General features: G+C 65.4%; 26 protein-coding genes. 1 reads left to right on the plus strand and 25 read right to left on the minus strand.

Annotated features, from left to right (window positions below):
- Positions 1-77: 77 nt before the first annotated feature.
- Positions 78-305, plus strand: coding sequence for a hypothetical protein (locus tag NE609_RS07205; protein ID WP_256152157.1), 228 nt, complete (start codon positions 78-80; stop codon positions 303-305).
- A 262-nt stretch (positions 306-567) separates the two neighbouring features.
- Here the strand turns inward: NE609_RS07205 and hslO are convergent, their stop codons facing one another.
- The 25 genes from hslO to NE609_RS07330 form a co-directional block, all read right to left on the minus strand.
- Entirely contained in the window at positions 568-1440 is an 873-nt protein-coding gene (gene hslO, locus NE609_RS07210; RefSeq protein WP_256152158.1) for an Hsp33 family molecular chaperone HslO, read from the minus strand.
- Between the two features lie 23 nt (positions 1441-1463).
- Positions 1464-2201 carry a class I SAM-dependent methyltransferase gene (locus NE609_RS07215; protein WP_256152159.1) on the minus strand — a complete coding sequence of 246 codons (738 nt, stop codon included), beginning with the start codon at positions 2199-2201 and terminating at the stop codon, positions 1464-1466.
- The gene (locus NE609_RS07220; RefSeq protein WP_101549760.1) at positions 2201-2488 is read right to left on the minus strand and encodes a YerC/YecD family TrpR-related protein; all 288 of its coding nucleotides are present in this window, start codon (positions 2486-2488) and stop codon (positions 2201-2203) included. The genes NE609_RS07215 and NE609_RS07220 overlap by 1 nt, the downstream gene beginning before the upstream one ends.
- 162 nt (positions 2489-2650) lie before the next feature.
- On the minus strand, positions 2651-2992 hold the full coding sequence (locus tag NE609_RS07225) for an SHOCT domain-containing protein (protein WP_256152160.1): 342 nt from the start codon (positions 2990-2992) through the stop codon (positions 2651-2653).
- Positions 2993-3004: 12 nt separating this feature from the next.
- Complete coding sequence (gene lysA / locus NE609_RS07230; protein WP_256152161.1) at positions 3005-4306, minus strand: diaminopimelate decarboxylase; 1302 nt, start codon at positions 4304-4306, stop codon at positions 3005-3007.
- Between the two features lie 23 nt (positions 4307-4329).
- Entirely contained in the window at positions 4330-5004 is a 675-nt protein-coding gene (gene yihA, locus NE609_RS07235; protein WP_256152162.1) for a ribosome biogenesis GTP-binding protein YihA/YsxC, read from the minus strand.
- Between the two features lie 27 nt (positions 5005-5031).
- Entirely contained in the window at positions 5032-7503 is a 2472-nt protein-coding gene (gene lon, locus NE609_RS07240) for an endopeptidase La (RefSeq protein WP_256152163.1), read from the minus strand.
- Between the two features lie 396 nt (positions 7504-7899).
- A complete protein-coding gene (gene clpX, locus NE609_RS07245) occupies positions 7900-9207 on the minus strand; it encodes an ATP-dependent Clp protease ATP-binding subunit ClpX (protein WP_256152164.1) in 1308 nt (435 codons plus the stop codon).
- A gap of 68 nt (positions 9208-9275) precedes the next feature.
- Positions 9276-9860: an ATP-dependent Clp endopeptidase proteolytic subunit ClpP gene (clpP, locus tag NE609_RS07250; protein ID WP_101553183.1), complete on the minus strand. Its 585-nt coding sequence runs from the start codon at positions 9858-9860 to the stop codon at positions 9276-9278.
- Positions 9861-9993: 133 nt separating this feature from the next.
- The gene (gene tig, locus NE609_RS07255; RefSeq protein WP_256152165.1) at positions 9994-11388 is read right to left on the minus strand and encodes a trigger factor; all 1395 of its coding nucleotides are present in this window, start codon (positions 11386-11388) and stop codon (positions 9994-9996) included.
- A 148-nt stretch (positions 11389-11536) separates the two neighbouring features.
- Positions 11537-12238, minus strand: a complete 702-nt coding sequence (locus tag NE609_RS07260; RefSeq protein WP_121587004.1) for a metallophosphoesterase — start codon at positions 12236-12238, stop codon at positions 11537-11539.
- Positions 12239-12298: 60 nt separating this feature from the next.
- A complete protein-coding gene (locus NE609_RS07265; protein WP_121587003.1) occupies positions 12299-13264 on the minus strand; it encodes a dipeptidase in 966 nt (321 codons plus the stop codon).
- On the minus strand, positions 13251-13655 hold the full coding sequence (locus tag NE609_RS07270; protein WP_101549745.1) for a YraN family protein: 405 nt from the start codon (positions 13653-13655) through the stop codon (positions 13251-13253). The genes NE609_RS07265 and NE609_RS07270 overlap by 14 nt, the downstream gene beginning before the upstream one ends.
- Positions 13652-14251, minus strand: a complete 600-nt coding sequence (locus NE609_RS07275) for a ribonuclease HII (protein ID WP_256152166.1) — start codon at positions 14249-14251, stop codon at positions 13652-13654. Before NE609_RS07275 ends, NE609_RS07270 begins: the two co-directional genes overlap by 4 nt.
- 1 nt (position 14252) lies before the next feature.
- Positions 14253-15152: a ribosome biogenesis GTPase YlqF gene (gene ylqF / locus NE609_RS07280; RefSeq protein ID WP_256152167.1), complete on the minus strand. Its 900-nt coding sequence runs from the start codon at positions 15150-15152 to the stop codon at positions 14253-14255.
- Positions 15149-15712 carry a signal peptidase I gene (gene lepB, locus NE609_RS07285; RefSeq protein ID WP_256152168.1) on the minus strand — a complete coding sequence of 188 codons (564 nt, stop codon included), beginning with the start codon at positions 15710-15712 and terminating at the stop codon, positions 15149-15151. Before lepB (NE609_RS07285) ends, ylqF begins: the two co-directional genes overlap by 4 nt.
- 31 nt (positions 15713-15743) lie before the next feature.
- Positions 15744-16367, minus strand: coding sequence for a signal peptidase I (gene lepB, locus NE609_RS07290; protein WP_256152169.1), 624 nt, complete (start codon positions 16365-16367; stop codon positions 15744-15746).
- 312 nt (positions 16368-16679) lie between these two features.
- Positions 16680-17024, minus strand: a complete 345-nt coding sequence (rplS, locus tag NE609_RS07295) for a 50S ribosomal protein L19 (RefSeq protein WP_101549735.1) — start codon at positions 17022-17024, stop codon at positions 16680-16682.
- 184 nt (positions 17025-17208) lie between these two features.
- On the minus strand, positions 17209-17556 hold the full coding sequence (locus NE609_RS07300) for a cupin domain-containing protein (RefSeq protein ID WP_101549733.1): 348 nt from the start codon (positions 17554-17556) through the stop codon (positions 17209-17211).
- A 12-nt stretch (positions 17557-17568) separates the two neighbouring features.
- Positions 17569-18246, minus strand: coding sequence for a TIGR03936 family radical SAM-associated protein (locus NE609_RS07305; RefSeq protein WP_256152170.1), 678 nt, complete (start codon positions 18244-18246; stop codon positions 17569-17571).
- Positions 18236-20080 carry a TIGR03960 family B12-binding radical SAM protein gene (locus NE609_RS07310; protein ID WP_256152171.1) on the minus strand — a complete coding sequence of 615 codons (1845 nt, stop codon included), beginning with the start codon at positions 20078-20080 and terminating at the stop codon, positions 18236-18238. The genes NE609_RS07305 and NE609_RS07310 overlap by 11 nt, the downstream gene beginning before the upstream one ends.
- A gap of 63 nt (positions 20081-20143) precedes the next feature.
- A complete protein-coding gene (locus NE609_RS07315; RefSeq protein WP_256152172.1) occupies positions 20144-22453 on the minus strand; it encodes a hypothetical protein in 2310 nt (769 codons plus the stop codon).
- Positions 22454-22463: 10 nt separating this feature from the next.
- Positions 22464-23675 carry a hypothetical protein gene (locus NE609_RS07320; RefSeq protein WP_256152173.1) on the minus strand — a complete coding sequence of 404 codons (1212 nt, stop codon included), beginning with the start codon at positions 23673-23675 and terminating at the stop codon, positions 22464-22466.
- Positions 23676-23858: 183 nt separating this feature from the next.
- A complete protein-coding gene (locus NE609_RS07325; protein WP_256152174.1) occupies positions 23859-24425 on the minus strand; it encodes a peptidase M50 in 567 nt (188 codons plus the stop codon).
- On the minus strand, positions 24415-24986 hold a 572-nt coding region (locus tag NE609_RS07330; RefSeq protein ID WP_256152175.1), incomplete at its 5' end, for a M23 family metallopeptidase. The genes NE609_RS07330 and NE609_RS07325, both read right to left, overlap by 11 nt.

A 24986-nucleotide genomic window follows, 5' to 3' on the forward strand; every position in this document is an offset into this window, starting at 1 on the left:
ACCGGACCTCGCCGCCCGCCTCGCCCTCAAACGCGATGGAAAATTCCCGCGTGCGGTAGCCCGCGTAGCAGACGGGCATGTGGCGGCTCATCCCCGGCGCGGAACGGTCGTCGTCCCGTGCAAAGCCGAACTGCGGCGCGCCGAACGCCTCCCGCACGAGTTCAAACGGGTCGCCGACCGAGATGCCCGCGATCACCGGGGCGGTGGAACGCCCGTCGAAGAGCAGGCGGCCGGACGCCCCCTGCTCCCACAGCGCGTCGGCGGGGTATTTCGCGGCAAACGCCTCCCCGTCAAACGTGAGGTAGTCCTCCGCCAGCGGGCAGAGCTTCCAGTCCTTCCGCTCGAGAAAGCGGGGCGGATCAAGCCGGTAGGTCCCGCCCGGTTCCGGGCCGGGTTCCGATTTTGATCCCGGCGGTTCGGCGGAGGCGGCGCGCCCGGCCGGGGCGGACGCGGATGGCTCCGCGGCCGAAGCCGCCGCGGGGGCGGCCTGCGGCGCGCACCCCGCCAAAAAAAGACAGGCCGCCAGCAGGGCGGCGATCTTCCGCAGTCCCATCCGACGGCCTCCTTTCAGCGCCGCAGCAGGGCTTCCAGCTCCGCGCGGGTAAAGGTGTACTTTTTATCGCAGAAGTGGCAGGCCACCTCGGTGGTCTCCTGTTCCTCGGCAAGCTTTTCGAGGTCCTCGCGGCCGATGCTGAGGAGCGCCCGCTCGACCCGCTGCTTGGAACAGGTGCAGCGGTAACGGACCTCCCGCTCGTCCAGAATCTCGGGGGAAAAGCCCGCGAGCACCGTTTCGATGATCTCCCGGGGTCCCATCCCCTCGTCGATCATTGTCGAGACGGGCTTCACCGCGTTGATGTTCTCCTCCAGCCGCGCGATCGTGTCCTCCCCCGCGCCCGGCAGCAGCTGTACGAGGTAACCGCCCGCCGCCCGCACGGTGAGCTCGGGGTTCACGAGCACGCCGAGCGCGCAGACGGTCGGCGTCTGCTCGCTGACCGCGTAGTAGCTCGTCACGTCCTCGGCAATCTCCCCCGAGACGATCGGCACCGAGCCGATCGACGGCTCGGGCAGGCCCACGTCCTTGATGACGGTGAGGGTGCCGTTTTTGCCCACCGCGCCCGCCACGTCCAGCTTGCCGTAGCGGTTGAGCGGAATTTCCACGACGGGGTTGGCGACGTAGCCGCGCGGGTTGCCCCGCGCGTCGGACACCGCGATGAGCGAGCCGGCGGGCCCTCCGCCGGCCAGCCGCACCGTGACGCTGTCCCCCTCGTTTTTGAGCTGGCTGCCCATGATCGATGCGGCGGTCATCAGCCGCCCGAGCGCGGCCGTCACCGTGGCGGAGGTCCTGTGGACCCGCTCCGCCTCGGCGGCGATATCGGTCGAGTCCACCGCGGTGCAGACGAGCGAGCCGTCCCCCGCGATGGCGCGAATCAGTTTTCCCATATCTGAAAGTTCCTTTCCGTTTCTTATCCCCTGCGGCGCGCCGCGTAGACGGCGCGCTGGGTCGTCTCCCCCACCGGGTCGAAGGTGTCCCCCTCATAGACCGCGATCAGCTCGAAGCCGGCGCGGTCGAGAATTCCGGCGAGCGTATCGTGCGAATAGCCGCGCTCGCAGAAGCTCTCCCCCTCCCGCGCGTAGAGGGTTTTCTCCCGTACGAAAAAGTCGAGCGTGATCTCGGTGAGCAGGGTGTCGTCGGTGGCATTCTGCCATACGCAGTAGAGGTCCCCGAGGTCGTAGACGAAGGTGTTCTGCCCGAGGATTTCCCGGTGCTTATAGGGGGTGTTCACGTCGAAGACGAAGACGCCGCCCGGCGCGGTGAAGAGGGCCACCCGCCCGATCGCGGCCTCGAGCGCCGCCTCGTCGGTGATGTGGTTGAGGCTGTCGAGCGCGCAGACCGCCGCGTCCACCGTGCCGTAGAGGTCGAGGGAGGAAAAGTCCTGGCAGAGCCAGAGAATTTCCCCCACGCCCTTGGACGCAGCTTCAGACAGCATGTCCGCGCTGCCGTCCACCCCGATCACGTCGTAGCCGAGGCGGGAAAGCTCGACCGAAAGGCTTCCCGTCCCGCACGCCAGATCGAGCAGGATGGGCTTTTCGGCCACGCTGAGATGCTGCCTGATGACAGAATCGAAATATTGCGCGCGCCGCCGGTAGTCGACCTGCTCCATCAGCCGGTCGTAATAGGCGGCAAAGGCGTGGTAGGACATCAGTCCTTCACCCGCTCGAAGACCACCTTGTAGCCGTCGCTGCCGTAGTTGAGGGAGCGGTTCACCCGGCTGATCGTCGCGGTGGAGGCGCCCGTCTTGGCGACGATGTCGCTGTAGACGCGCCCCTCGCTGAGCATGCGGGCCACCTCGAGGCGCTGGGAGAGCGCCTTGAGCTCGGGCACGGTGCACAGGTCGTCGAAGAAATTATAACACTCGTCCATCGTTTCGAGGGAGAGGATGGCTTTAAAGAGATAGTCGACGTTCATGTCCTTGAGTTTCGTATTCAAACGATCGCCTCCACAAATGATATTTGCACTGTCTGCATTTTATCATTTTAGTTTACGAAAGTAAAGACTTTTATGCGTGAAAGCGCTACATTTTTTTCACGCTGACGCCGCAACCCGGGAAAGGGTGCGAAAAGCCGGGCGGAAACCCCCGCCCGGCCGCTTTCAGAGCTTTTCCAGCAGCTCCGCCTTTTTTGTTTGGTATTCCTCCGCGGAGATCAGCCGCTGCTCATAGAGCCCCCGCAGGCGTTCCAGCCGCCGCTCGATCGGCTCCTCCGGCGCGTCCGCCTCGTCGATCTCGATGCGGCAGCTTGTCACGCCCTTTTTGGAAAAGGCGTTCAGCAGGTTGACCGCCGTGATGACGACCGCGATCAGCGTCCAGAAGATGCCGAACGGCCCGAAGGCGGGAATCACCATGAAAATACCGAGCAGGACAAAGACCACGCCGACGACGGCCCCGACGGCCGACTGTCCCTTGCCCGGGCGGACGCGCACCTGTTTTTTCATCTCCGCGCCCCCTCAGTCCTCATCGTTTCGCACGAGGTCCTCGTAGCTCTCCCGACGGACGACGACGCGCGCCCGCCCCTCACGCAGCATGACCACGGGCGGCCGGGGGATGCGGTTGTAGTTGGAGGCCATCGCATAGTTGTAGGCGCCGGTGGCCAGCACGGCGATGATGTCGCCCGCGCGCGCCTCCTGCATCTGCATGTGCTCGCCGATCAGATCGCCCGACTCACAGCACCGGCCCGCGAGGGTGACGGTGCGGGTCTTGGGCTCGGCGGCCCGGTTGGCGACCATCGCCTCGTATGGCGCCTGATAGAGGATGTAACGCGGGTTGTCCCCCATGCCGCCGTCCACCGACAGGTAGGTGCGCACGCCGGGGATCTCCTTGACCGCGCCCGCCGTGTAGAGAGTCAGCCCCGCGGGGCCGACGATCGAGCGGCCCGGCTCGATGACAATGAAGGGGGTGCGCAGCCCGCGCGCCTTGCAGGTGCGCTCGACCGCGCCCGCGACCCGCTGCATATAGCGGTCGTACTGGACGGGGTCGTGCTCGGGCAGGTATTTGATGCCGAAGCCGCCGCCCAGGTCGAGGATCTCGAGCTCCCGGCCCGTCTCCGACTTCACGTCCGCCATGAAGCCGAGCATCACCTCGGCGGCGTGCTCGAACGGCTCGATGTCAAAGATCTGCGAGCCGATGTGGCAGTGGACGCCCTTGAGGCGGACCCCCTTCATGCCGACGGCCTGCCGGACCGCCTCCATCGCCTCGCCCGTCTCGAGCGCGAGGCCGAACTTGCTGTCGATCTGGCCGGTGCGCACGAAGTCGTGGGTGTGCGCGTCGATGCCCGGCTTGATGCGGAAGAGGATCTCCGCGACCTTGCCCCGGCTGACGGCGAGCTGGTCGAGCAGCATGAGCTCGTCAAAATTGTCGACGACGATCGTGCCCACCCCGTATTCGAGCGCCTCGATCAGCTCCTGCACCGTCTTGTTGTTGCCGTGGAAAAAGATGCGCTCGGGCGGGAAGCCGACGCTTTTGGCGGTGTAGAGCTCGCCCCCCGACACCACGTCGAGCCCCAGCCCCTCCTCCGCCACGATCCGGCAGACCGCCTTGCAGCAGAACGCCTTGCTCGCGTAGGTCACGAGCCCCCGGCCGCCGTAGTAGCGGTTGATCGACTCACGGTAGCTTTCGCACGCGCGGCGGATCTCGTCCTCGTCCATGACATAGAGGGGGGTGCCGTAGGTCTGCGCCAGCTCGACGGTATCCCGCCCGCCGATCGTCAGGTGTCCGAGGGCGTTGAGCCCCAGGCAGTCGGATACAAACATATGATCACGTCTTTCGTCAGATTTTACATGTCGTCGGCATAGCCGCCCGCGTCCTTCTCGGCCTCGCGCGCGTCCATCGAGGCGCGGTCGTCCTCCTCCCGCGCCTCCTCGGCGCAGTCCCGCTCGATCTCCGCGACGATCGCCTTTACCGCGTCGACCCCCTCGCCCGTCTCGGCGGAGAAGGGGATCTTGATGATCTGGTCGGCGCAGGGCAGCTCGCGTTCCAGCGCGGCGAGGCGTTCCTCCCGCTGCTTCTTCGAGAGCTTATCCGCCTTGGTCAGCACGGCCACGAAGGGCAGCTCCCGGTCGATCAAAAAGTCGATCATCGTCAGGTCGTCCGCCGTCGGCGGATGGCGCATGTCGATGAGCTGGAAGACGACCCGCAGGTCGCGGTCCTGCGCGAAATACCCCTCGATCAACTCCGCCCAGCGGCGCTTCTCCCCCTTCGAGACCTTCGCGTAGCCGTAGCCGGGCAGGTCCGCGAAGCGGACGCCGTCCGCGTGGAAAAAGTTGATCGTCGCCGTCTTGCCCGGCACCGCCGACACCCGCGCGAGCCCCTTGCGGTTGAAGAGCTTGTTGATCATCGAGCTCTTGCCCACGTTGGAGCGCCCCGCGAAGGCGATCTCGGGCAGGTCGGAGGGCGGAAGCTGCGACGACGTGCCGTAACTCGCTTCAAACTGGACGTTGTGGTAATTCATGGCTCCCGCCCCTTTCGGTCTGTGGTTTTATTGTGGAATCGGGGAATTCGCCTTGGAAAGCGGCTCCTTGCCCTCGGAAGCGATCGCGTCGAGCACGGGGGTGCTCGCCTTGGCGCGCGGCTTTCTGACGAGCGCCGTCTCGAGCACCGTGTCGATCCGTTCGGCGGTGATGAAGCGGATATGCTCCTTCACGACCTCGTCGACCTCGGCCAGGTCGGGCTCGTTCTCGGCCGGGATGACGACCGTCTTGATGCCCGCGCGATAGGCGGCCATCGTCTTTTCCTTGAGCCCGCCGATCGGCAGCACCCGGCCGCGCAGGGTGATCTCGCCGGTCATCGCCACGTCGCGACGCACCGGGGTGCCCGACAGCGCGGAGATGAGCGCGGTGCAGATCGTCACGCCCGCGGACGGCCCGTCCTTGGGCACCGCCCCCTCGGGAACATGGATATGAATGTCGCGCGTCTTATAGAAGTCGTGCTCCACGCCGTACTGTTCCCAGTGGGCGCGGATATAGCTGACCGCGGCGTGCGCGGATTCCTTCATCACGTCGCCGAGCGAGCCGGTCAGTTCCAGCTTGCCCGCGCCGTCCATGACGGCGACCTCCACCTGAAGCATCTCGCCGCCCACGCTCGTCCACGCCAGGCCGTTGACCATGCCCACCTCGTCGAACGACTGGATGAGCTCGGGCTTGAACCTGCGGGGGCCGAGGAAATCGGTGATGTTCGCGTTGTCGATGACGACCTTTTTCGCGTCGCCCGAAACGATCTGCTTGGCGGATTTCCGCAGCAGCGAAGCGATCTCCCGCTCAAGCTGGCGCACGCCCGCCTCGCGGGTGTAGTTGTCGATGAGCGCGTAGACCGCGTCGTCGGTGATCTTCGCCTTGGAGGCGGTCAGACCGTGGCGCTTGAGCTGCTTCGGGCAGAGATGGTTTTTCGCGATGTGGAACTTCTCCTCGCGGGTGTAGCTGGAAAGCTCGATGATCTCCATGCGGTCGCGCAGCGGCCCGGGGATTGTGTCGAGGGTGTTGGCCGTCGCGATGAAGAGCACGTCGGAAAGATCGAACGGCACCTCGATGAAGTGGTCGCGGAAGGCGTGGTTCTGCTCCGAATCGAGCACCTCGAGAAGCGCCGCCGACGGGTCGCCGCGGTAGTCGTTGCCGAGCTTATCCACCTCGTCAAGCAGCATGAGCGGATTCTGGCTGCCCGCCAGCTTCATCGCGTTGATGATGCGGCCGGGCATCGCGCCGATATAGGTTTTGCGGTGGCCGCGAATGTCGCTCTCGTCCCGCACGCCGCCCAGCGAGATCCGCACGTATTTGCGCCCCATCGACTTGGCGATCGAGCGGGCGATCGACGTCTTGCCGACGCCCGGAGGGCCGACGAGGCAGATGATCTGCCCCTTGATCTCCGGCGCGAGCTTGCGCACCGAGAGCAGCTCGAGGATGCGCTCCTTGACCTTCCGGAGCCCGTAGTGCTCCCGGTCGAGCAGCGCCTTCGCCTTCTTGACGTCGATCTTGTCGGCGGTCCTTTTGCCCCACGGCAACTCGAGCACCGTGTCGAGATAGCCGCGGATGACCCCCGCCTCGTTGGAGTTGCCCGGCAGCTTGGACAGCCGGTCGACCTCCTTGCCCAGCTTTTCGGCGGTCTCCGCGTCGAACTTGATCTTGGCGATCTTGTCGTAGTACTCCTGGATCTCCTCCTGGTCGTCGTCCTCGCCCAGCTCGCCCGAGATCGCCTTCATCTGCTCGCGCAGGTAGTATTCGCGCTGATTCTTGTCGATCTGGCCCTTGACCTTCTCCTGGATGTCCGCCTCGAGCGAGAGGATGTCGTTTTCCTCCTCGAGCAGGCGCGCCAGGATCTCCAGCCGTTTGAGCGGGTCGCTCTGGGAGAGGATCGTCTGCTTGTCCTCGACCTCCATCTGCATGTTGCCCGCTATGTACTCCGCCAGGTGCACCGGGTCCTCGCTCACAAGCGCGCTGACGATCAGCTCCTTGGGCATGCGCGGCGTGAGGTAGCAGTATTCCTCGAACAGGTCCTTGACGGTGCGCATGAGCGCGTCGCACATCGCGGACTTGACGCTGCGGGTGATGCGCAGCGGAAACTCCGCGATCATCCCCTCGAAGAAGGGCGACTCGGAGAGCACCTCGATCGTCTTCGCGCGGTACATCCCCTCGACGAGCACCCGCCAGGTGCCCCCCTGGGATTTGATGATCTGCTTAACCTGCGCCACCACGCCGATTTTATAGAGCCCGTCCGCCTTCGGCTCGTCGTCGCGGATGTTCTTCTGCGCGACGAGGAAGATTTTGCGGTCGCCGCTCATCACGCGGTTGAGCGCGAGGATGGACTTTTCCCGGCCCACGTCGAAATGCAGCACCATCTGCGGGAAGAGCACCAGCCCGCGCAGCACCAGCATGGGCATGCGCACCGGTTCCTTCGGTTCGGGCACCTGCGGGGACTTCTTCTCCGCGGGCAGAATTTTTTTATTGTTAAGCTCGCTCATATCGCGGCCTCCATTCTCCGGTAAAATGCTTCTATCTCAAAAAACCTTGCCGGTTTGAGCTATTATTATATCATGCTTTCCCCCCGATGTAAACCGGGGAGCATTACCAGCCAAAGGGGACTTTCGGGAAAGTCCCCTTTGGAAACCCCCAAAGCTTCATCGGGCCGGCCGCCGCCTTCCAGTACGAGGCTCTGCCCGCGCTTTTCGCCGTCTCTGTCCACGCTAAAACGCCCTTTGGAAACCCCCAAAGCTCCATCGGGCCGGCCTCCGCCTTTCGGTACGAGGCTCTGCCCACGCTTTTTGCCGTCTCTGGCCGCGCCGGGTCCGCCGCCGAAAGACGCGAAACGGCCGCCGCAGAAACTCTGCGGCGGCCTCTTCCATGCGTCTTACACCGAATCAGGACGCGCTGTCCCGCCGGGCCCGCGGCGTCACGCGGCGGGCGGTGGAAATTTGCAGGCGGGAAGGCCTGCGGGCGGGATCCCGGGTGTACTCCGGCTCCCCCTCCCCCTTGGCGCAGGCGCCGGTGATCCGGATGCCCGCGACCGTGCAGTCGGAGGGCGCCTCGTACATGAGGTTCCCGAGCACGTCCTCGATGATCGCGCGCAGCCCGCGCGCGCCCGTCTTGCGCTCGATCGCCTTGTCGGCGATCGCCTCGAGCGCCTCCTGGTCGAAGGAGAGCTCGATGTTGTCGAGCGAGAAGAGCTGCTGGTACTGGCGCACCATCGAATTCTTCGGCTCGGTCAGGATTTTGACGAGCGCCTCCCGGTCGAGCGGCTCCAGCACAGTGAGCACCGGCGTGCGCCCGACCAGCTCGGGGATGAGCCCGAAACGGACAAGGTCCTGCGGGATGACCTGCTGCACGAGCTGGTCCTTCTGCCTGGAGTCCTTGATCGTCGACCCGAAGCCGATCGAAGATTTATCGGTGCGGCGCTCGATGATCTTTTCGATCCCCTCGAACGCGCCGCCGCAGATGAAGAGGATATCCTTGGTGTCGATCTGGATGAATTCCTGCTGGGGATGCTTGCGCCCGCCCTGCGGCGGGACGTTGGCGACGGTGCCCTCCAGAATCTTGAGCAGCGCCTGCTGGACCCCCTCGCCCGACACGTCGCGGGTGATCGAGGGGTTCTCGCTCTTGCGGGAGATCTTGTCGATCTCGTCGATATAGATGATGCCTTTCTGCGCGCGCTCGACGTCGTAGTCCGCCGCCTGCAAAAGGCGCAGCAGGATGTTTTCCACATCCTCGCCCACATAGCCCGCCTCGGTCAGCGTCGTGGCGTCCGCGATGGCGAAGGGGACGTTGAGCATCTTGGCGAGGGTCTGGGCGAGCAGCGTCTTGCCCACGCCGGTGGGGCCGAGCATGAGGATGTTGGTCTTGCCGAGCTCCACCTCGCTCGTGTCGCCGAAATAGATGCGTTTGTAGTGGTTGTAGACCGCCACGGACAGCGCGATCTTCGCGCGGTCCTGCCCGATCACGTATTCGTCCAGCCGCTCCTTGATCTCACGCGGCTTGAGCACGGTGATCTGCTGCTCGGGACGGCTCTGGCGGGGCCGCTGCGCGGGCATGTCGTCGTCGAGCACGCTCTGGCAGAGCTCCACACACTCGTTGCAGATGCACACCCCCGGCCCCGCGATCAGCCGCTGAACCTGGTTCTGCATCTTGCCGCAGAAGGAACAGCGCAGTTCCCTCTCGTCGTTCTTCGCCATGGGATACCTCCTGAAAATCTGGATACGCAAAGCGCGGCGCCGTTGGGCGCTGCGCTTTTGGGAAAATGTTATTCGTGGTGGCTGAGGATCTTATCGACCAGGCCGTAGTCGAGGGCCTGCTGCGCGGTCATGAAGTTGTCCCGCTCGGTGTCCCGCTCGATGATCTCGAGCGGCTGGCCGGTCTGCTCGGAGAGCAGGCGGTTGAGCTTCTCGCGGGTGCGGATGATCCAGTCGGTGTGGATCTTCATGTCGGTGGCCTGGCCCTGCGCGCCGCCCGACGGCTGGTGGATCATGATCTCGGCGTTGGGCAGCGCGATCCGCTTGCCCTTGGCGCCCGACGAGAGCAGAAACGCGCCCATCGACGCGCCGAGCCCCATGCAGATGGTTGAGACGTCGCACTTGATATAGTTCATCGTGTCGTAGATCGCCATGCCCGCCGTGACCGAGCCGCCCGGGCTGTTGATGTAGAGGTGGATGTCCTTGTCGGGGTCCTGCCCCTCGAGGTAGAGCATCTGCGCGATCACCAGGCTGGCGGAGGTGTCGTTGACCTCCTCGCACAGCATGACGATGCGGTCGTTGAGCAGCCGTGAAAAGATGTCGTAGCTGCGCTCGCCCCGGTTCGTCTGCTCGATGACCATCGGCACCAGGCTCATGGCCGCGCTTCCCATTGTTAGGCTCATTGTGAAATTACCTCCTGTCGGATTCGTTCTGCCGCAAACCAATCCTCTATGCTCCAAAAGTTTTACCGGCGCGGCGGCTGGCCGCCGTGCCGGTATGTAGGCAGTCTTATTCGGCCGACCCGTCCGCGGGCTCCGCCGCCGGGGCTTCCTCCGCCTTCGCCTTCTTGGCGCGCGGCTTGGAGGCCTTCTTCGGCTTCTCCTCCTTGGCGGGCTCCTCCTTGATCTCCTTCACGACGGCGCTGTCGCGCACGAGGTCGAGCGCCTTGCCCATCGCGAGGTTCTGGGCGATCTCCTTCTCCGGAACGATGTTCCTGAGCTTGTCGGCCTCCATGCTGTAATTCTTCGCGAGCTTGTCATACTCGGCGGCGATCTCCTCGGCGGTCGGCTCGATCTTCTCGAGCTCGACGATCTTTTCGAGCGCCAGGCGGGTTTTGACCTGCGATTCGGCCTGCGGGACAAAGCCCTTGCGGAAGCCGTCCATATCGGTGCCCGCGTACTGCAAATAGGTCGGCAGGTTGAGCCCCTGCGACTGCAGACGGTACTCGAAGTCGCGCACCATCTCGTCGATGCGGCTGTCATACATGCACTGGGGGATGTCGGCCACGAGCTTTTCGCAGACGGTATCCATCAGCTTGTTTTCCATCTCGGTTTCAGCCTGGCTGTCGTGGCGCTCCTGCGCCTTCTTCTTGAGGTCGGCCTTCAGCTCGTCGAGCGTGTCGAACTCGCTGACGTCCTTGGCGAACTCGTCGTCCAGCAGCGGCAGCTCCTTCATCTTGAGCTCGTGCAGCGTGCACTTGAAGACCGCGGGCTTGCCCTTGAGCTCCTCGGCGTGGTAGTTCTCCGGGAAGCTCACGTTCACCTCGAACGACTCGCCGACGCTGTGGCCGACAATCTGCTCCTCGAAGCCGGGGATGAAGCTGTTGGAGCCCAGCTCGAGCGGGTATTTCTCGCCCTTGCCGCCCTCGAACGCCTCGCCGTCGACAAAGCCCTCGAAATCGATCACGGCGGTGTCGCCGTTCATGGCGGCACGGCCCTCCACGGCGATCACGCGGCCGCCCTGCTCCTGCATGCGGGAGAGCTCGGCGTCGACCTCGGCGTCGGTCGCCTCGACGACCTTCTTCTCCACCTCGATGCCCTTGTAGCCCTCGATGGAGACCTCCGGCTTGACGGTGACGGTCGCCTTGAAGGAGTAGCCGTCCTTCGAGACGTCGAGCACCTCGATATCGGCGCGGTCGACCGGCTCGATGCCCTTTTCCTCGACGGCGGCGTCGTAGGCCGCGGGGTAGGTGTTGTTGACGGCCTCCTCATAGAAGACACCCTCGCCGTACAGCTTTTCGATCATCCTGCGGGGGGCCTTGCCGCGGCGGAAGCCGGGAACGGTCATCCGCTTGACGTTCTTTTTGAACACCTCGTCGACCGCCTTGCCAAACGTCTCAGCGTCGACGGTGATGGTGAGCTCTACCTTTTTGTCCTCGTTGGTCTTCATTTCTGTTACTGCCATTCTACTTCCTCCTGAAAAATGTTCCGTTCCCCTGCATCTTCCGCTTTTCCTGGAGGAACGATTCGGGCGCTATAAACCCACTATCTTGGTATTATATCAAATCGGACGGGACTTGCCAATAGATAATTTGTGAATTTCCCGCGTTTTTTCACCCTTCCCGGCCGGTTTCCACCAGCACCGGGTCGAATTTCAGGTAGTCGCCGCTCACCAGCCGAAAGCGGATGCCCTCGTAGCTCCCGTCGATCGCCCAGCGGCACCCCTCGGCGTGGATGTGACCGTAGTAGCAGCGGCGGACGCCGTGCTTTTTGAGCACATCGAGGATCTGCGGCGAGACGCTCTCGCCGTAGACGGGCGGGTAGTGCAGAAAAACGACCGGCTCCAGCCCGGTCTTTTCCGCCTCCGCGATCGAAAGCTCCAGCCGGATGCACTCCCGGTTGATGATCTTGTCGTCGAACGCCTCCCCCGTCTCGAAGAGCCACCCCCGCGAGCCGCAGACGGCGATCCCGTCGGCCGTAACGCAGTTATTATGGAGGATTTCCAGCGTGTTTAATCCGTGCGCCGAAAAAAAGGCGTGCACCTTGGAGCGGGTGCTCCACCAGTAGTCATGGTTGCCCTTGAGCAGGATCTTGCGCCCGGGCAGCGCCTCGAGAAACTGGAAATCCGCGAGCGCCCCCTCGAGCGACATCCCCCACGAGGTGTCGCCGGGCAGCACCACGGTGTCCCCCTCCACGACCTTCGCGCGCCACGCCCGCTCGATGCGCGCGACGTAGTTTTCCCACCCGGGGAACACGTCCATCGGGTGCCCGCTCGTCAGCGAGAGGTGCAGGTCGCCGATTGTGTAGACCGCGATTGCGATCGCCTCCTTTTTGCCGGGCCGGTTCCCCGGGGAAGCCCCGGAAAACAGCCCCGCTTACATCCCGCAGGGGGGTTCTCCCCGCGCGTCGTACCGCTCGAAAAATGCCATCGCGTTTTGAAAAAAGAGCTTATGGGCCAGCTTTTCGCCATACTCCGCCTTCACCCGGCCGTAGAGCCCGCCGATCCTCTCGGCCGGCTCCAGCCAGGAGGGCACGTCGGTGCCGTCGTAGTCGGAGCCGAGCGCCACGGCGTCCTCCCCGCCGAGCGCGAGGAAGTGGCCCAGGTGCGCCGAGAGCGCCGCGTAGGAGGGGTCGGGGTCGTCCGCCGCGAGGAAGTGGGTGGAGAAGTTGAGTCCCACGACGCCGCCCGCCGCCGCGACCGCCCGGAACTGGTCGTCGGTGAGGTTGCGCCCATGCCCGCAGACCGCGCGGGAATCCGAATGGGTCGCGATAAACGGGCGCCTCGCGCGTTTCTGCACCTCCCAGAAGCCGCTGTCGCTCAGGTGGGAGACGTCGACGACGATCCCCGCCTCCTCGAGCAGCGGGAGCGCCTCCCGCCCGAGGGGGGTGAGCCCCTCGTCGCAGGCCATGCCGCTGCCCAGCTCGTTTTTGCCGTTCCAGGTGAGGGTCAGGACGCGCACGCCGCATTCTCGCAGCCGCGCGATCCGCCCGAGGTCCCCGGCGAGCGCCGAGCCGCCCTCCACCGTGAGCAGCGCCGCGCACCTTCCCCCGGAAATGATCTCCCGGATGTCCGCCGCCGTGAACGCCTGCGCGGCGAGGTCGGCGTTCTCCGCGAGCTGCCCGGTGAAGAACCGGTAACAGCTCTCAAAATAATCGACCGCGGCCTCGCCGCGGTATTCGTCCGGCATGAAGATCGCGAAGCACTGGCACCAGTCGTAGCAGGCCATCCGGCCGAGCGCGAGGTGCGCGCCGTTTTGCCGCAGGCTCCGGTCGCCCGGCGCGAGGCGTTCGCCGTCGTGCAGGCGGGTGACGGTGTCGCAGTGCAGGTCAAATAAATACATCCAGATCCCCCGTATCGTACGCGCCCGCCAGGTGGGCCCAGCGGGTCACCACATTCGAGCCGGGCCGCTCGGTCACGACCTCGAAGAGGTCGAAACGCGGCTGGACCGCCCCTGTATTGTATATGCCGCGCTCCCGCAGATATGCCACGGCGGCCAGCGCGATCCGCCTGCGCTGCGCCCTTGTGACGCTCGCGGCCGGGGCGGCCAGCGCGCTTTGCGCGCGGGTCTTGACCTCGACGAAGGCGATGACCCCATCCTTTTGCAGGATGAGGTCGATCTCATGGCGCCCGCTGCGCCAGTTGCGCGCGAGGATTTCGTACCCCGCCTCCGCGAGCTTCTTCGCGGCGAACTCCTCCCCCAGCGTCCCGCGCTGCCGCGTCGTCGCCGTCATTTGAAGAGCTTTTTGAGGAAGGTGCGGCGGTGTACCGGCGAGGGGCCGTACCGTTCCAGCATCTCGTAGTGGAGCCTGGTGCCATAGCCCTTGTGCTGCGCGAACCGGTATTCGGGGTACTTTTGGTCGAGCTCCTTCATATAGCGGTCCCGCGCGACCTTCGCCAAAATCGACGCCGCCGCGATCGACGCGCTCCTGCCGTCCCCGCCGATGATCGTCTGGGTGGCAAAGCCGAGCCCCGGGTCGCAGTTGCCGTCGACAAGCGCGAGGTCGGGCTTCACCGAAAGCCCTTCCGCCGCGCGGCGCATCGCGAGCATCGCCGCCCGCAGGATGTTCATTTCATCGATCTCCGCGACCGACGCGGCCGCGATGCTATAGGCCGCGGCCCGCGCGGTGATCTCGTCAAAGAGCGCCTCGCGTTTTTTTTCCGTGAGCTTCTTCGAGTCGTTGACCCCCGCGATCTCGACGCCGCGCGGCAGAATGACCGCCGCCGCGTACACGTCCCCCGCGAGCGGCCCGCGCCCCGCCTCGTCGATGCCGCAGACGGCGGAAAACCCCTGGTCATAGGCGATCAGCTCATACTGGTACAGGTCCATGTCAGTCCTCCGGCGGCAGTTCCAGCGTCAGCCTGCCGAGCTTTCCGCTGCGGAATTCGTCCAGCACGGTGATCGCCGCCCGTTCGGTGTTGACCTCGCCGCCCGGAATGAGCATCCCGCGCTTTTTCCCCACGAGGCAGAGCAGCCCGTAGGCGTCGAGCCCGTCCGTCTCCCCCTCCTTCAGGTGATAGCGCGCGGCGAGCTGCGCCGGGTATTCGGCGTTTAAAAGCCAGAGCAGCCGCATCGCGAGCAGCTCGGCGTCGAACACGTCGTCCTTGACCGCGCCCGTGAAGGCGAGCCGCTCCCCGACGGCGGGATCCTCGAACTTGGGCCAGAGCACCCCCGGCATGTCCAGCAGGTCGATTCCGCCTGCGAGCGACACCCACTGCCGCCCGCGCGTCACGCCCGGGCGGTCCTCCACCTTCGCGCGCTTCGCGCCCGCGAGGCGGTTGATGAGGGAGGACTTGCCGACATTGGGGATGCCGACGATCATCATGCGGATCGGCTGGCCGCCCATCCCCTTCTCCGCCCGGCGCGCGAGCTGCGCCGAGAGCGCGCTCTTCACGAGCGGCAGAAACGCCCCCAGCCCCTTGCCGCTGCGGCAGTCGGTCGCGATGGCGGGGACGCCCTTTTGGGCATAGTAATCCACCCAGCGGCGGGTCGCCCCGTCGTCGGCGGAATCGCATTTATTGAGCAGGATTACGCGGGGCTTCTGCCCCACGAGCCTGTCGATCTCCGGATTGCGGCTCGACGCGGGAATCCGCGCGTCGGTCAGCTCGACGACGATGTCGACGAGCTTCAGGCTCTCGCTCATCAGCCGCCGGGTTTTGGCCATGTGCCCCGGGAACCACTGGATCGACGGGACCTCGGCCGCCGGGACGCCGGGCTGCTGGGTACTCATGAAATCCCTCCGAACTTGTTGAATGGGAAGAAGCGGAAGGCCGCCTTGCCCATGATGTGGCGGACGTCGACCATGCCGATGTCGCTCGACCGGCTGTCGAGCGAATGGTTGCGGTTGTCCCCCATCACGAAGACGCATCCCGCCGGCACCTTCACCGGGAAGGAGATGTCGTACTGGAGCATCGTGGGTTCGTTGATGTAGGGCTCGTCGAGCAGGGTGTCGTTGCGCCACACCTCGCCCGTCTCAAAATCGATGTAAATGACGTCGCCCTCCTTGCCGATCACCCGCTTGACGATCGCGTCTTCGTCGGTGATCGAGCGGTCGACGACGACCACGTCGCCGTATTCCGGCGCGTAGCCCGCCTGCTGGAGGATCAGCCGCTCGCCGTTGTGGAGGGTCGGCAGCATCGAAATGCCGTTGACCGTCGCGAGCCGCGCGAAAAAGGTGAAGATGAGCAGGAAGGCGAGCAGCGGCACCAAAAACGATTCCACCCACTCGTACGCCTCGCCCACCGCGCTTTTCGCCTCCGGCTGATTGTCCCTGTATTCCGCAGCGTCCATCTGCATCCTCTCCATTCCAGTCATTCTGTCGTCAGTCGATCTCCCCCGCCCTGCCCGCCGGCAGGAAGCGGTAGACCGCCTTGCCCATCACCCGCCGCAGGTCGATCATGCCGATCTCCCGCGTGCGGCTGTCGGCCGAGTGGTTGCGGTTGTCCCCCATCACGAAGACGCTCCCCTCGGGCACCGTCACCGGGAACTCCACGTCCCGCCGGGTGAGGGTCGGTTCGTTTAAGTAGGGCTCGTCCAGCGTCTGCCCGTTGCGGCGGACCTGCCCGGTTTCAAAGTCGATGTCGATCTCGTCCCCCGCGCGGCCGATCACCCGCTTGATGATCGGCGGCTCCCCCTTCTGGCTGCGGTCGATGACGACCACGTCGCCGTATTGGGGGTCGTGGTAGCCCGCCTGCACCAGCAGCAGGCGGTCGCCGTCGCGCAGGGTGGGCAGCATCGAGGGGCCGGACACCGTCGCGGTGCGCGCCGCGAACGCAAAGATCAGCAGGATGACCCCCACCGCGATCACGCACGACTCCACCCATTCGTACACCTCGGCCACCGCGCCGCGGCGCCGTTCCCTGGTGTTCAGGGAGTTCTTGATGTCGTAGCGGAAGTCGTGTTCCCGCCGCGCGTCCTGTCGGGTCTTGTACTGCTGTTCCAACATACGCCCATCCTTCCGGAAGCCCGGACCTTTCCATTGATAGATTTTCAGTATAACACACCCCGTCCCGCGATTCAAGGCGGACGGCGCCGGCCGGGGCGCGGCCGAAGAAGCGAAAAAAGAAAAGGGACGTTTTCACGTCCCCAGCCTGCGGGGCCGCCCGCAGGCTGCACGAGGGGGAACCGGATCGCCGCGGCCCGCGGCCTTGCTCCCTCATCCCCCTCGTGTGCGCCCCCTTTTTCAAGGGGAGTTTTGTCCGGCGCATGTCCGGACAAAACAGAAAGGGACGTTTTCACGTCCCTTTCAAAAGCGTTCTTATCGAATGGTGTCCTTGACCTTGGCGGCCTTGCCGACACGGTCACGCAGGTAGTAGAGCTTGCTGCGGCGGACGCGTCCGTTCCTGACCAGCTCCACCTTGTCAATGTTGGGGGAATGGATGGGGAAAACCCTCTCGACGCCGCAGCCGTGGGCCACGCGGCGGACGGTGAAGGTCTCGGAGATGCCGCCGTGTTTCTTGGCGATGACCGTTCCCTCAAAAACCTGAACCCTCTTCTTCTCGCCCTCTTTGATCCAAACGTGTACCTTGACGGTATCGCCGATCTCGATCTTGGGCAGCTCTGCTTTCGTGCAATCGGTGACGATCTGCTTCAAAGCGTCCATTACTGCTTCCTCCTTATTTTTTGCAGACATTCATGCCCAAAATCGATGGCAGAGGACTGTCCGGTTTCATGTTCAATCCGGCTGGATTGGGCCTGAAATCCCGTTGCAGGATCACAACGTTCATTACATGCTTATATAGGATACCACACGGGAATCCAAAATGCAAGTATTTTCTTCCTGTTTTTTACGAATTTACGATGAGCGCGATGAACTCGAGCGGCGTCTCCCCCGCGTTGGCGATGCTGTGCCCCTGGCCCGACGCGGTGTGCGCGCAGTCTCCCGGGGAGAGCGTGACCTCGGTGCCGTTGTCATTGTAGCGCGCTTCGCCCGCGAGGATGTAAAAGGTCTCGCTCTCGCCCTGGTGCTCGTGGTAGCCGATCGAGCAGCCGGGCGCGAGGACCATGTGATTGAAGAGCCTGCCGTGCCCGCAGAACTGCCCGGGCTGCAAAAGCTCCTTCATGCGCACCTCCCCGTCGCCGCCGCGCATCTGCGTCTTGACCGTCTCGGGAAGCTCCCGTTTTCTTGTAATCATCCTGCATGCCTCCTATTCAAATGGGTTTCCATCCTGGTCCAGAACCGCGGTGCGCACCACCCGCATCCAGTCCGCGCGCACCCCCTCCTCCGCCGCGAACGCGTCGAGCAGCAGGGTGGGGTTGAGGTTGAGCGTGTTGCCGGCGGCGGCGCGCATCGTAAAAACGAGGGTGTCGCCCGCCGCGCGCTCCTCCCGCACCGAAAAGTGCGGCTTCGCGTCGATCACGCGCTCCCCCTTTTTGCCCTTCTTGACGACGGGGACCGTCTCCCGGTTCCGCCACGCCGCGAATTTTTCCGCGGCGGCCTCCGCCGTCATCCCGTCGAACTCCTGGGTGATCTCATAATCCGCCCACGCGATCGCCTCCGGCTTCTGTCCGGCCGGAGCCGCGCGGTAGCAGCGGACCCCCTCGGGCAGCACGGCGTTGAGGCGCTCCACCACCTCCTCCATCGGTAGCTCCCCGGTGAGGCGGAAATCCATCGACTCGCAGGTGCTCTCATAGCCGAGCGCGAGCGGCAGCGCGAAGGTCAGGTAGACGTGCGGGTGGAAGCCGAGGGTGTGCCACACCGGCAGCCCCGAGCGCTTGAGCGCGCGGGAGATGCAGCGCACCATGTCGAGGTGGGAGATGTATTTGATCCGCCCGAGCTTCCGGTAAAAGACCCGGACGGTCATTTTGAAGAGCTCATTTTCCAAAGCAGGCACCTCCCACCAGCTTGTTCGCGCCGCAGCCGGAGCAGTTGAGGCGGCAGTGGGGCGTCACCTGCGTGGCGAGCGCGCGCTCGTGCTCGCGGATGAGGTACGCCTTCGTCACCCCGTAGTCGAGATGGTCCCACGGCATGACCTCGCCGTAGCTCCTCCGGCGGTTCGCGTAGAAGGAGAAGTCCACGCCGCACACCTCGGCGGCGTCCTCCCACCGCTCCATCGAAAAGAAGTCGTTCCAGCCGTCGAGCTTCGAGCCCAGCCGCCACGCGTATTCGACGACGGGGCACAGCCGCCGGTCGCCGCGCGCGAGCGCCGCTTCCAGAAAGCTCGTCGGGCTGTCGTGGTATTTGACGGTGATCTTCTTGCTCTTTACCGTGTCGAGCAGGATGCGCTGCTTGCGCCGCAGCTCCTCCCGCGTGTCCTGCGGCTCGAACTCGAAGGGGGTGAACGGCTTGGGCACGAAGCAGGCGACCGAGACGGTCACGCTGACCCCCCGCCCCTTGGGGCGGTCGGGCAGGCGGTAGAACATGTCGACCACCTTCTGCGCGAGGCGGATGATGCCCGCCACGTCCTCGTCCGTCTCGGTGGGAAGGCCCATCATGAAGTAGAGCTTCACATTGCTGTAGCCTCCCTCGAAGGCGGTGCGGCAGGTGCGCAGCACCTCCTCCTCGGAGACATTCTTGTTGATGACGTCCCGCAGCCGCTGGGTCCCCGCCTCGGGCGCGAAGGTGAGGGAGGATTTGCGCACCGCCGCGATCCGCTCGACCAGCTCCTTGGAGAAGTTGTCCACCCGCAGCGACGGCAGCGCGATGTTGACCGCGTCCCGCTCGGTCCAGGAGAGCATGTCGTTCAGGAGCGGCTCGAGCTCGGAATAGTCGCTCGTCGAAAGGCTCGTGAGCGACACCTCGTCGTAGCCGGTGTGGTCGCAGAGGTCGTGCGCCTGCCGGTCGAGGGTGGCGTGGCGCTTTTCGCGCAGCGGGCGGTAGAGGAACCCCGCCTGGCAGAACCGGCACCCGCGGATGCACCCGCGCAGCACCTCGACCATCGCGCGGTCGTGCACCGTCTCGGTGAAGGGCACGACGAAATCCTTCGGGTAGTAGACGCCGTCGAAATCCCAGACGATCCGCTTCAGGACCCGGGCGGGCGCGCCCTCCCTCGGAGTGACGGCTTCGATCGTGCCGTCCTCCCGGTAGCTGACGTCATAGAGGGAGGGGACGTAGATGCCCCCGATCCGCGCGGCGCGGCGCAGGAAGGTTTGCTTGTCCCAGCCCTCCCGCTTGGCGATCTTGTAGAGGTCGATCAACTCGAGGTTGACCTCCTCCCCCTCGCCGAGGATGAACAGGTCGATGAACGCCGAGATCGGCTCGGGGTTGCAGGCGCAGGGACCTCCCGCCACGACGAGCGGCGAAAGGCCGGGGCGGTCCTTGGAGCGCACCGGCAGCCCCGCGAGGTCGAGCATGTTGAGGATGGCGGTGAAGCTCAGTTCGTATTGCAGCGTGAAGCCGATGAAGTCGAAATCGGTGACGGCGTCGAGGCTCTCGAGCCCGAAGAGGGGGATCCGGTGCTCCCGCATCAGCCGCTCCAGGTCATCGCCCGGCGCGAACACCCGCTCGCACCAGACATCCTCCCGCTCGTTCATCAGCGAGTAGAGAATCTTCATGCCGAGGTGGGACATTCCCACCTCATAGAGGTCGGGGAAGCAGAAGGCGAACCGCACGTCCACCTTCGCCGGATCCTTCACAATGCTGCCGAGCTCGCCGCCGGTGTAGCGCGCGGGCTTCTGTACCTGCAAAAGCACCCGTTCGAGCGCCTTTCTCACATTCATGATTTGAAACATCCTCTCAAAAAGCTACCCCCCATTTTACATGAAATGGGGGGTAAATGCAAGCTATGCGAACCGGTAGGCTTCGCTTGGATAGGGCTCGCCCGGTCCGGCCGTGCGCCGCAGGTCGGGCAGGGAGTAATAGTCGACCGTCTCCCCCTGCCGCAGCCCGACGGTATAGTCGTTCGGATAGAGGACGCCGCCCGGGAAATAGCCGTCCGGGTCGAAGACCTCCGTCTTTTCCCCGGTGACAAGGTCCAGGACGGTGAACCCGCAGTAGAAGGTCTCGCCGCCCAGGACCGCCTGCATCCCGACGAGGAAGCGCCCGCCGCCCATCAGGCGGGGGAAGGCGTAGCGCGCGGGGATGTTGTCCGTCCGCCGGCCGATCTCCCGGTTGGGGAGCCGGAGCTGTTCCCCCGTGCCGTCGGCGCGGGCGGTCCAGATGCCGTCGTCCGCCGCGTAGGCGATCGTCTCCCCCGAGAGGTCGAAGGAACCGTCGTCCGGGAGCAGAGCGGTTGCGATGCGGTCGGGCAGGGCGTATTCCTCCACGGGGAGCCGCTGCCCGAACTTGCCGTAGAGCACCGACTCGGAGGTGAGCAGCCGGTAGTCGTACCCCGCCCGGTCATAGACGGGCGCGAGCGCGACGGGGCGGGTCTCCCGGTCGAGCCGGACGCCGTCCCCGAAGCTGCGGCCCGTCTTCGCGTCGAACGATTCGACAAACCAGCTCCCGTCCGCCGCGCGGGCCAGCACGGCCACCGACTCCCCCGTCCCGTAGGCGTCGATCGGGGTCGCGCCCGCGCGCTCCGTCTCGCCCGCGAGCAGGGAGTGGAGCGTCAGCGCGCCCGCGCGGTTCCACCGGAGCAGCAGGGTCCCCGCCTGCTGTCCGTCCCGGTAGCGGCAGAGCGCGTAATCGGGCGTGACGCCCGCCACGTAGAACTGCCCGCCCGACGCGGTGAAGAGGGGCTTGTCCTCCCCGTAGGCGGTGAGTTCCACGAGATTCTGCCCGTCGTCCGCGCGGGAAGTCCGCACAGAGAGGTAATTTTCATAGTCCGCGGTGAAGAGCTCCCGCACCCCGCGGTCGAGCATGACCGGGCTTTCCCGCGTCTCGCCCGTAGAGAGGTCGAGCACCGTGTCGACCGTGTCGGAGCGCATCACGACGGTCATATCGTCCGGATAGGCCGTCCCCGAACGCATCGCGCCGAAATTCCGGTAATAGCCGACCGTCCCCGCGACCAGGTCGCAGACCGCCAGCGCGGCGTAATCCGACTGCGCGCCCGGGATCGACGCGACCGCGGTCAGCAGCCTTCCGCCCCCGTGCAGGCGCGGCTCCGTATAGCGCGGCTGCGGGAAATCCTCCGGCGTGTTGGCGGGATAGCGGTCCCCCAGCGCCTCGGCGAGGCTGTCGGAGGAAAGCGCCCGCCGCACCGTGCCGCCGGGTCCGGCGAGCCACACCCCCTCGCCGTCGGCGCAGACGGCGGCCCCGGACGCCGGGTCGAGATCGTAGCCGCCCGGCCGCTCCCCGGACATCCGCCGCCACAGCTCGAGCGGGAGGCGGTGCTCCTCCGATTTTTCCGGATCGGAGGCGGAGCGGTAGGAGACGACGCCGTTATCCTGAACGAGACGGTAGTCCCAGCCGTTGTAGGAGGTCCTTTCCATCCGGTCGACCCCGGCTTCCGGCGAAAAGTCGTAAAGCGCCTCCCCGCTCGAGGTGTCGAACGCCTCGAAAAGCGCCTTGCCGTCCGCGTCCTCATAGCGGACCAGCAGGACCCCGCCGAGCTGAAGCAGCTCCCGCGGATAGAGGTCCTGCGAGCCGGGATCCGGCGAATCGAGCGGCAGGTACTCCCCCTCGAGGCTCACGGCGTCGGGGAGGGTATTTTTCCCGACCAGCCGGGCGATCCCGTCAAAGACCTCCCCGCCGAACAGGTACTGCCCCGTCTCGTCCCCGACCTGGAGCCAAAGCACCGTCTTCCCGGGATACAGCTCGTGGCTCTCCCCGCAGAGGAAGAGCTCGAGGGAACAGACCTTCCCGCCGCCCAGCACGCTCACCTGCTGGTAGCCGAGATCCTCCTCCCCCTCGATGGAACGCATCTCCACCCGCTCAAATGGCGAGACGGTCAGCAGGTTCGCGATCCCCTCCACCAGCGCGCGGGACATCCTCACCCGCTGGAATTCGCCCGGCGGGTCGATGCGCACGTCGCCGGGACGCGCGCCCGTCAGTTCGGCTTCCATCGCGAGCAGGAGCGGGGCGTCCGTCTTTTCCGGCGCCGGCCGCGCGGGCTCCTTGGCGGGCGCGGGGCCCTCCACGGGCGGCTGCACGCAGCCTGCCGCAAAGAGGCAGAGCGCCAGCGCCAGCAGGACGCAGAGCCATCGTTTCATCAAATCCCCCCTAGCGGTATTTTACGGCGGCCAGCCACGGGCCGTCGCCGTCCGCATCTTCAAAATAAACATAGGATTCCGTGAGTCTCCGCGGCCCGATGATGTCAAAATCATTACATCCAAAATCGGGCAGAGGTTTGGATCGGTCGTCAGGGTCGTCGAGGGAACAGACGTAAAAACGGATCTCGTCATTATCGTCCATTGCGGCCCGTACAAGCGTCTGTGCGCCAAATAGAAGATCCGGATAATGATCTCCAAAACGGATCGGGTATTCCCGGGTTTCGCCGGTCTGCGCATCCAGAACGACGGTATATGAGGCGCTTTGTGAGATCACATAGCGGTCCTCGACGCCGCACTTGATCGACCCGTTGGTCCGCCTGCCAACTTCCAGCTCTGTCCGCGCCCCTGTTTCCAGATCGCACAGGACCGCGCCCGCATAGTGTTCCCCGTCTCCCGCATACGGAGAAAAGAGCACGGCCGCCACCTTTTCCCCATTGCAGAGAAACCGCGGGGCGTAGAGAAGATAGGGCGGCGCATCGGGCGTGGCGCCCATTCCGTCGGGCAGATCGCTGTTGTTCAGGATTCTTCGGGCGTTTTCGCCCTGCGCGTCGGAAACCCAGATTCCGTCCTCCGCCGCCCAGGTAAAGGCGTTGCCGCTATAGTCATAGGCGCAGGGCGAATATCTGGTCGAAAGGCCAAACTCCAGCAGCGCGATATTCTCCGGCAGCGGCACGACCTCTTCGGCCGCTTCGTCGGCGCTGCTCCGGTAGAGCATCCGGTCCGCGAGCAGTACCCGGTAGTCATAGGGGCCGTATGAGACCTTCTCCATCCCCCAGACGAGCTCGTCCACCGGAAACCGGTAGCGCATCTCCCCCGAAGACAGGTCAAACGCCCCGATCATCCAATGGAGTTCGGAGCCCTCTCCCTTCCGCTCATACCAGCTGCACACCAGCACGTCTCCCGACTGCAAGAAATCCCCATAGATCAGCTCGCTCTTCCCGATTCCCTCCATGGGCCTCAGGATGACCGCCTCCTCCGGGAACGCTTCGGGGGACTCCTCCGCCGATCCGGGCGCGGGTTCCGATTCCGCCGGGGTAACGCCCGCCGTCACGGGCGGGGAACCGGGCAGCGCCTCGCCGGGAGCGTCCGCCCCCGGACTTTCGCAGGCGGCCAGCGACAGGCAGAGCAACCCCGCCGCGAGCGTGCAGAGCATCCGTTTCATCCAATGCCCTCCTCCTATGTCCGTCGAATCCGATATTGAAACAGTGTCGGATTTTGGCGGTTTTCATCCGGGCAGGCAAAATTTTGTGAAAAAAGCGGCCGCCGCTTCCTCCTGCATTTTACCACACATCCCGCCGAATGACAAACCGAAGGCCCCTCCGGCAGCGCCGGAGGGGCCTTCGTCCTATCCCCGCAGGAGGGTGGCCGCGAGATAAAGCGCGGTCAAAAGCATCGTATAATTGCCGCGCGGCAGCAGCAGGAGGGCCGCCGCGAAGAGGGGCGTGAGCACCGCGAACCCCGCGAGCTTCTGCCAGAACGCCGCCTGTTCGGGCTTCCCGGCGCGGCAGAGCGCGAGCCCCAGCAGCACTCCGCCGTCCAGCCGGCCGACCGGCAGGAGGTTGAAGATGCAGAGCGCGAGGTTGACGGCGGCGAAGCCGTTCCAGCCGCAGAGGAGGACGCACGCCCCCGCGGCGAGCAGGTTCGCCGCCACGCCGCCGAGGTAGACGGCCGTCTCCCGGCCGTAGGAGAGCAGGCCGCGTTTTTCCAGCCGCACCCCGACCGCGCAGAACCGCATGGCGAGAATCCGCGCGCCCGTCAGGCGCATGACGAGGATATGCCCGCCCTCGTGCACGAGCACGCCCCCCAGCGCGGGCAGGCCGAGCCCCGAACGGTCGCAGAGCAGCCAGAGCGCGAGCACCGCGAAGAAACCGAAGGTGAAGGAATAGCGCGTGCCGCCCCACTCAAACTCCATCGGCGTCCATCCCGTCGAGCACCCACGCGGGGTTGTAGTACCGGCCGTCCTTGCTGATCTCGAAGTGGACGTGCGGCCCGGTGGAGATGCCCGTGCTGCCCACCAGCGCGACGAGCTCCCCCCGCCGCAGGTTCGCGCCGAGCGGCGCGGCGATCGACTCGCAGTGACAGTAGGTGGTCGTCAGCCCGCCGCCGTGGTCAAGGGTGATGTAGTTGCCGTAGATGGGGGAGCTGTCCACCTCCACGACCCGTCCCGGCAGCGACGCGTAGATGCCGCTGCCCGAAGCCGCCGCGATGTCCACCCCCCTGTGGAAGTCCTCCGCGCCCGAAATGGGGTGCTCCCGCCAGCCGAACGGCGAGGTCACGGTGCCCCCGGCCGGCGCGTCCACCCGCGCCGAGACGAGGATCGGCGAAAAGGCGCAGGAGGAGGGGGCCTCCTTCCCCGCCGCGTCGCCGCGCCCGAACCAGCCGCCCGCGCCGCTCAGCCCCTCCGCCGGAGCGGAGGGACCGGAGGAAGCGGCGGCGGTACTCCCGCCGCCGCTTCCTCCGGCGTGGGGGGGGG

The organism is Anaerotruncus sp. DFI.9.16 (assembly GCF_024461615.1).
Classification (GTDB): domain Bacteria; phylum Bacillota; class Clostridia; order Oscillospirales; family Ruminococcaceae; genus Anaerotruncus; species Anaerotruncus massiliensis.

Coding starts and splice junctions, on each gene's coding strand:
- NE609_RS07205 (WP_256152157.1), top strand. CDS start 78: ATGTGGCGGCTCATCCCCGGCGCGGAACGGTCGTCGTCCCGTGCAAAG.
- hslO (WP_256152158.1), bottom strand. CDS start 1,440: ATGGGAAAACTGATTCGCGCCATCGCGGGGGACGGCTCGCTCGTCTGC.
- NE609_RS07215 (WP_256152159.1), bottom strand. CDS start 2,201: ATGTCCTACCACGCCTTTGCCGCCTATTACGACCGGCTGATGGAGCAG.
- NE609_RS07225 (WP_256152160.1), bottom strand. CDS start 2,992: ATGAAAAAACAGGTGCGCGTCCGCCCGGGCAAGGGACAGTCGGCCGTC.
- lysA (WP_256152161.1), bottom strand. CDS start 4,306: ATGTTTGTATCCGACTGCCTGGGGCTCAACGCCCTCGGACACCTGACG.
- yihA (WP_256152162.1), bottom strand. CDS start 5,004: ATGAATTACCACAACGTCCAGTTTGAAGCGAGTTACGGCACGTCGTCG.
- lon (WP_256152163.1), bottom strand. CDS start 7,503: ATGAGCGAGCTTAACAATAAAAAAATTCTGCCCGCGGAGAAGAAGTCC.
- clpX (WP_256152164.1), bottom strand. CDS start 9,207: ATGGCGAAGAACGACGAGAGGGAACTGCGCTGTTCCTTCTGCGGCAAG.
- clpP (WP_101553183.1), bottom strand. CDS start 9,860: ATGAGCCTGGTGCCGATGGTCATCGAGCAGACGAACCGGGGCGAGCGC.
- tig (WP_256152165.1), bottom strand. CDS start 11,388: ATGGCAGTAACAGAAATGAAGACCAACGAGGACAAAAAGGTAGAGCTC.
- NE609_RS07265 (WP_121587003.1), bottom strand. CDS start 13,264: ATGTATTTATTTGACCTGCACTGCGACACCGTCACCCGCCTGCACGAC.
- NE609_RS07270 (WP_101549745.1), bottom strand. CDS start 13,655: ATGACGGCGACGACGCGGCAGCGCGGGACGCTGGGGGAGGAGTTCGCC.
- NE609_RS07275 (WP_256152166.1), bottom strand. CDS start 14,251: ATGGACCTGTACCAGTATGAGCTGATCGCCTATGACCAGGGGTTTTCC.
- ylqF (WP_256152167.1), bottom strand. CDS start 15,152: ATGAGTACCCAGCAGCCCGGCGTCCCGGCGGCCGAGGTCCCGTCGATC.
- lepB (WP_256152168.1), bottom strand. CDS start 15,712: ATGGACGCTGCGGAATACAGGGACAATCAGCCGGAGGCGAAAAGCGCG.
- lepB (WP_256152169.1), bottom strand. CDS start 16,367: ATGTTGGAACAGCAGTACAAGACCCGACAGGACGCGCGGCGGGAACAC.
- rplS (WP_101549735.1), bottom strand. CDS start 17,024: ATGGACGCTTTGAAGCAGATCGTCACCGATTGCACGAAAGCAGAGCTG.
- NE609_RS07300 (WP_101549733.1), bottom strand. CDS start 17,556: ATGATTACAAGAAAACGGGAGCTTCCCGAGACGGTCAAGACGCAGATG.
- NE609_RS07310 (WP_256152171.1), bottom strand. CDS start 20,080: ATGAATGTGAGAAAGGCGCTCGAACGGGTGCTTTTGCAGGTACAGAAG.
- NE609_RS07315 (WP_256152172.1), bottom strand. CDS start 22,453: ATGAAACGATGGCTCTGCGTCCTGCTGGCGCTGGCGCTCTGCCTCTTT.
- NE609_RS07320 (WP_256152173.1), bottom strand. CDS start 23,675: ATGAAACGGATGCTCTGCACGCTCGCGGCGGGGTTGCTCTGCCTGTCG.
- NE609_RS07325 (WP_256152174.1), bottom strand. CDS start 24,425: ATGGAGTTTGAGTGGGGCGGCACGCGCTATTCCTTCACCTTCGGTTTC.